The 6539-nt window shown below is 39.3% G+C and carries 6 protein-coding genes; 5 read left to right on the top strand and 1 reads right to left on the bottom strand.

Annotation, left to right across the window (positions count from 1 at the left end; translation table 11 throughout):
- Positions 1-530 precede the first annotated feature (530 nt).
- From J500_RS10320 to J500_RS10300, 5 genes are all read left to right on the top strand, one after another.
- On the top strand, positions 531-1430 hold the full coding sequence (locus J500_RS10320) for a VacJ family lipoprotein (protein ID WP_004994620.1): 900 nt from the start codon (positions 531-533) through the stop codon (positions 1428-1430).
- A gap of 126 nt (positions 1431-1556) precedes the next feature.
- On the top strand, positions 1557-2525 hold the full coding sequence (gene gigA, locus J500_RS10315; protein WP_004993079.1) for an RsbU family protein phosphatase GigA: 969 nt from the start codon (positions 1557-1559) through the stop codon (positions 2523-2525).
- Between the two features lie 113 nt (positions 2526-2638).
- On the top strand, positions 2639-3160 hold the full coding sequence (gene gigB / locus J500_RS10310) for an anti-anti-sigma factor GigB (RefSeq protein ID WP_004994622.1): 522 nt from the start codon (positions 2639-2641) through the stop codon (positions 3158-3160).
- 31 nt (positions 3161-3191) lie between these two features.
- Positions 3192-4016 (top strand): carbon-nitrogen hydrolase family protein, encoded by an 825-nt coding sequence (locus J500_RS10305; protein WP_004994624.1) that lies wholly within the window; start codon positions 3192-3194, stop codon positions 4014-4016.
- A gap of 82 nt (positions 4017-4098) precedes the next feature.
- Complete coding sequence (locus tag J500_RS10300; protein WP_004994627.1) at positions 4099-4545, top strand: MarR family winged helix-turn-helix transcriptional regulator; 447 nt, start codon at positions 4099-4101, stop codon at positions 4543-4545.
- A 496-nt stretch (positions 4546-5041) separates the two neighbouring features.
- Here the strand turns inward: J500_RS10300 and gspE are convergent, their stop codons facing one another.
- Positions 5042-6529 (bottom strand): type II secretion system ATPase GspE, encoded by a 1488-nt coding sequence (gene gspE, locus J500_RS10295; protein ID WP_004994629.1) that lies wholly within the window; start codon positions 6527-6529, stop codon positions 5042-5044.
- Positions 6530-6539 lie beyond the last annotated feature (10 nt).

The following is a 6539-nucleotide window of genomic DNA, read 5'->3' as shown; positions in this document are numbered from 1 at the left end:
AGACGCCAATTCTGGCTCATCAATTACTGACAAATTCTCTCAAATAAACTTCGAGTAATTTAAACCAATTAATTAATGATAATATTTCGATCAATCAATTGGTAAAAATCCACACAAGTTGTTCTTCTATTTTCTTAATGATCTTCTTCATGCTTCGTCAGCATCAAGCTAGGTCGGCTATATTACTCTCAATCTCTTAAAAGTCAACAGGCAATTTAGATATTTTTAAAACTCATTTTACTCAACCAAAATATCAATCAAATCCTTCAAGACCCAATCAACACCCTGTTTTTCAACAAGTTTTATCCGCATCACCGCCGATGAGTGCGCATTCTACAGCATTCCTCAACCAACGCAAGTCCTTTTATTTAATATTTTGAGTGTTTGATCGGTTTTTAATCTTTTTATCTTTTTTATAACATTTTTTACCCAGTTTTGTTTTAATAACAGCTATGATCCTATTATTCAATAGAACCATCTTTATATAGAATGGTATAAAATCTTGCCGCAAGAGGCGACTAAGGATTCTTATGCATTACTCAAAACTCGTCTTTATCGGACTTCTTTCAACTGGCATGTCTTTTCACCTTTTTGCTCAAGAGAGTACAAATGATGTGGTGACTGATGCTACAGAAGACTCGTCTATTCCTGAATCTGATACACCTGAACACCGTGCACGATTTCAGAAGTTAAAGGAAATCAAAGACGACCTTAAAAATGTTAAGGCCAGTGATTTCAAGGTAAATGCGAATGCCGCACAGCCTGATCAAGTTAAAGATCCTTTACAGCCACTTAATCGTCAGTTTTATGCTTTTAATGATGCTTTAGATCGAACTATTGTGCGTCCGATCGCTGTTCAATATACCCAAAAAACACCTGAACAAGTTCGTGGTTCTTATCGCCAATTCCGTAAAAATTTAGGCGAACCGTGGAATGCTGTAAATCAGTTAATTCAGGGTCGACCTTCTCGTGCAGCAAAAACATTTGGCCGTTTTACGATTAATACTTTAACAACCTTGGGCTTAGCCGACCCAGCACGTCGTTTAGGCTTACCCGCTGAAGAAGAAAGTTTTGGGGTAACGCTTGGGTATTATGGTGTTCCATCGGGGCCATTTTTGATGTTGCCGTTCTTTGGTCCAAGTACGTTACGTGATGGTTTTGGGCTCGCTGTAGATAGTCAAGCACGTCCACAAAAATATATTATGGATGATCAAGACGGTTTATATTGGTCGACCAATATGTTGCAAGCGATTGATACTCGTGCGCAAGTTCTCGATATTGAGCAAATTCTGCAAGGCGACAAGTATGCAGTCATTCGTGATCTATACTTACAACGTAAAAACTTCCAGATAGCAGAGAAAAAAGGCAATTCCGCAGAACAGATCCAGTTTATCGATGATGAATCAGATGATTCAGGTGATCAAAATTAAGCTTTAGCTTACATAATGTATTCATTTAAGATTGTTAGAGATTGAGTTTTTCTAGCAATCTTTTGCTTTCTATAGTACATCTATTATAGTAAATGTGATTATTGATAAGGTTCCATTTAATCGTCTATGTATTTTATTCAACCGACACGTTCAGTCCCTCATTTAGATAAAGCCCTTGATGAGCTACCGAGCCTACAAGTCATTCACATAGATGATCTGGAATTATATGACCCTACGATTATCGCGATTGCAGACGTTCAAGATTTTTTACAATACCAGTGGGCACTACCTACCGTAGTTATTGCACGTGAAGACGAAGGTGCAGCTCTTGCTCAAGCTTGGCAACTTGGTGCGCTTGCAGGTTGGATTTGGGGGAAATTGCCGCAGAATCCTGTAGAAGCTTTATTGCAGATTGATGCTCAATATAAGCGTAATCAAGATAGTCGTGATCTTCCTGCTGCGGCTGAATTGCAGAAGAAACTCCTGCCCAATACACTCGATTTACTCGACTATAAAATTGAAACTTTTTTTCAGCCTTCTGCGTATTTATCAGGTGACTGGTATGATTACTGGAAGCTTAATGATAAAGAAGTATTATTTTATTTAGCCGATGTTTCTGGACATGGGGTCACCAGTAGTTTACTCACTTCATGGATGGCGGCTTTTCATGGACGTTCTAAAACGCCACGCGAGTTAATTAAAAAACTCAATGGAATGCTGTTACAGGAAAATATCGAAAAGCATATTACGATGGTGGCAGGTATTTTAAATCTACACACCCATCAAATTCGCTGGTCAAGTGCTGGTCACTACCCGCCTCCGATTATTTTTGAACCCAATCAACCGCCTAAAATTTTAAACACCAGTAGTTTTCCGCTGGGTTTAACGGATGATCTAGACATTGAAGAATTCGAATTCACCTTAAATCGTCAGACCCGGTTTATTATTTGTTCAGACGGTGCACTCGAACCTTTTGATGGTGGACTAAATGAACAGTTTGCTCAATTGGTTGATCATTTACAAAAACAGTCTTTTCAAGCCCCTGAACATGTTGCTGATGACATTGCAATCCTAAGTCTTTGTCGACTGAATTAGCAGCATAATCAATAGCATGTCTTTTTAGTATTCCTTATCCGACTGTTAGATACTTGAGTATCTAAGCGCCCTATGTGATAATTTTGCAATCCTTCTCTGAAAATGGCATTTATATGTCAACAGGTCATGTTGAATATGCAAGCTTGAATGGAACGCATATTTTCAAACTTATTGGTGAAGTACGCGCCCAGTCTTGCATAAGTCTAGACAAACTTCTAAATCGAATTGAACAACAGCAAAATGTGGTTGGTGCAATTGTCGATTTAACTGAAACAACTTTTATTGATAGTACGGTTCTTGGAATATTGGCAAAGCTAGGTCTAAAACTGAAGCAGGTCCATCATATTCAGGCAGTCATGTTATCAACTAATCCTGATATTACGACTCTGGCCAATAGCATGGGGCTAGGGCAGGTTTTTGTCATCCTGAATTATTGTAAAGAACCACAAGTCTGTACGCGTGAATTATGTGAAGAAGAAATTACACATAACACCATGCTTAAAACAGTACTTGATGCACATAAAACCCTGATGCAACTAAACGAAAACAACCAAAATATGTTTGAGCCTTTAGTCAAACAACTACAAAAAGAACAAGATACAATAGATCAAGTATCTGCCAAGCAAAACGCTTAGCCTCCAGATATTTTCAGGATAAAATTGGCATATGACTTTACTCTCTGTTGCACAAATGAATTCTCAAAATGAGATCGACGATAATTTTCGTATGATCGAGTCTTTGATTCAACAGAGTAAAGCGCAACATGCAGAGCTAATTGTATTTCCTGAAAATTTTGTGTGCTTTGCTGCGGGGAAACAGCGTGAAACAGCAGCACAATTTGAACATATCCAGCAGCGTTTAGAACGACTGGCGCATCAATATCATATTTGGATTATTGCAGGGACATTGCCCTGCCCATTTCGTCCTGATGGATCGATCATTCAAGATGGACGTGTACGTACAGTCAGCTTATGTATCAGTCCTGAAGGGACACAGGCACGTTATGACAAAATTCATTTGTTTGATGTGCAAGTGGGTGATGCTGTCGGAGGGTATCAGGAATCCAAGTTTTTTGAACCCGGTGATCAGCCTGTGGTCGCCAAAACACCGTTTGGCAATATCGGGATGATGGTCTGTTATGATCTTCGTTTTCCAGAACTGGCATTAACTCTTCGAGCGCAAGGTGCACGCATTTTAACTGCTCCAGCGGCTTTTACTTATACGACAGGTCAAATGCATTGGCAGCTTTTATTACAAGCTCGTGCAATGGATACTCAATGTGATGTATTGGGTGCAGCGCAACAAGGCTGGCATGGTGAAAAGCGCCAAACTTGGGGGCATACAGCAGCAACCAATAGTCGTGGACAGCTTTTGCAGATGATCCAAGATGAAGGCGCAGGACTCATCACAATTGAATTCGATGCCAAAGAACAGGATCAAATTCGAGCATCAATGCCACTGATGCAGCATCGACGTTTAATTTCTTTTTGATACATCATATTTTTTTATTACTGAAATCATTTATTTAAAGCTATAATCCAATATCGCATCTTTTTTGTATTGAAGAATTTTTATGCAACAAGATTCATCGGGTTTACAACTAGATAATCAGTTGTGCTTTATGATTTATTCTACGAATCTTGCATTTCATCAGATTTATCGAAAAGTTCTAGCATCCTTAGGGCTAACTTATCCTCAATATCTGGTGATGCTCGTATTGTGGGAAAAAGATCAGGTGACCGTTTCTGAAATAGGCGCACGTTTATTTTTAGAATCCTCCACTTTAACTCCGCTTTTAAAAAAACTGGAATCACATCAACTGATTCAACGTCAACGCTCGTCTCAGGATGAACGACAAGTGATTATTACCTTGACTGATTCAGGGATTAATCTGCAAAAAAAAGCACTCGAAGTTCCTGAAAAAGTCATTAGCACGACATCCTGTGATTTAGATCAGCTGTTAGCACTCAAAGATCAGTTACAAATTTTACGCAATAACCTTTTTATGCATAACAAATAAAATTTAAAATATTTTTGAATATCTTCTTGCTAAATTATTTAAATCGCATACTATATATTTAAGCACAAATTAATATCACACAATTTATATTAAGGGATATTTATTCATCAAAGCAGGTTTATCCATACCCAAATAATAGACTTATTTTCATAAGTTCCCTTTATTTCTGCCTATGGGAGAAAAATAAAGAGAGTTTAAACCATGATGAAAAAGTCGCATCGATACATTTGTCAGGATAAACAATGCTTCTAAAGGTGAATGTACTGAGTTAAAGGAAATAAATCGTTAAATAGATTTTGATATTGAAGCCATTAGCACTTTCGTTTTAAAGGCTAGTTTTCATGATAGTTTTTTGATGAGATAAGCCATCATAAAATTGACTGCTAGACAATTAGCTAAAGAATAGGCTTTCAATATCACCCCCAATGCATACTCCCTCTCATGCATAGCACAAAGCACCTTAATCGGTGCTTTGTGCTTTTTAAATTTTTGTTCGCTATTCTTCAGCTTGATTGGTCACACGCAGTACTTCTTCCAATGTGGTTTTCCCCGCCAACACTTTTCTTAAACCATCATCACGAATTGAACCTGAATATTGGCGCGCGTAGCGCTCTAGTTCAAATTCAGCAGCATTACCATGAATGAAACGACGCATTTGGTCATCTACAGGGACAATTTCATAAATGGCAGTTCGCCCAGTAAAACCTAAATGTGAACAATGCTCACAACCTTGAGGCTCTGGTAGTTTTAAGTTTTGTTCAGCACTAATATGCTGAAATAATTGACGCTCAAAATCGTCTGCTTCGCGCCAAGTCGCGCAATGTGAACATAAAGTTCGGACTAGACGCTGTGCGATCACCCCAATTAATGAACTTGATAGAAGAAAAGGTTCAATTCCCATATCTTTTAGACGAGTGACGGCACCAATTGCAGTATTGGTATGCAACGTAGATAAAACCAAATGACCTGTCAATGAGGCTTGTACCGCAATTTCAGCCGTTTCAAGGTCTCGGATTTCTCCGACCATCACGACATCGGGATCTTGACGCAACATGGCTTTTAAAGCCCGGGCAAAGGTCATATCGACTTTGGTATTGACCTGAGTTTGCCCAATTCCCTCTAACTGATATTCAATCGGATCTTCAGCCGTCAGGATATTGCGAGTATTGTCATTTAAATCAGAAAGCGCCGCGTATAAAGTTGTAGTCTTACCTGAACCTGTCGGCCCTGTGACTAAAATGATGCCATGCGGACGATGGACCAAATGCGTCAAGCGTTCGTAATCGTTGGACATGAGTCCCAAATGGGTCATGTTTAAACGTCCTGCCTGTTTATCCAGTAAACGCATCACCACACGTTCGCCATGCGAAGAAGGCAAGGTAGAGACACGTACATCGACCTCACGCCCTGCTAAACGCAACGAAATACGACCATCCTGAGGAATACGTTTCTCGGCAATATCCAGTTTTGCCATAACTTTGATACGTGAAACTAATAAAGGCGCAAGTTCACGGCGCGGCTGTACAATTTCACGTAGTTGACCATCGACGCGCAGACGCACTGAAAGTTTTTTTTCAAAAGATTCGATATGAATATCTGACGCATTGACCCGAATGGCTTCAGACAAAAGTGCATTAATCAGCCTGACAATCGGCGCATCATCTTCCTGATCCATCAAATCTTCGGCTTCTGGCACCTGATCTGCCAAACTTAATAAATCTGGGTGGTCTTCAAGCCCCGCGGCAACTTGTTGCGATTCTCCTGTATCGCCTGCATAACTCGAACTCAGTAATGCATTAAAACTCTGATCATCGCAAATTTGATGTTGAGCTGGTTTCCCTACGATCCGTCTTGCTTCCTGCAATGCAATCCACTCTGTATTTTGACGGCGTACAATAAAGACTTGATCCCCTTCATAACGCAACAAAACGCCATGACGTTTCGCAAAACTATATGGAATTTGTATTTGTTTAAGTATTTGCATCACAAATTTA

This window comes from Acinetobacter sp. 479375, from assembly GCF_000581715.1.
Lineage (GTDB): Bacteria > Pseudomonadota > Gammaproteobacteria > Pseudomonadales > Moraxellaceae > Acinetobacter > Acinetobacter ursingii.
Note: the sequence above shows the minus strand (reverse complement) of the source record. Positions and strands in the feature narration are given on the sequence as shown.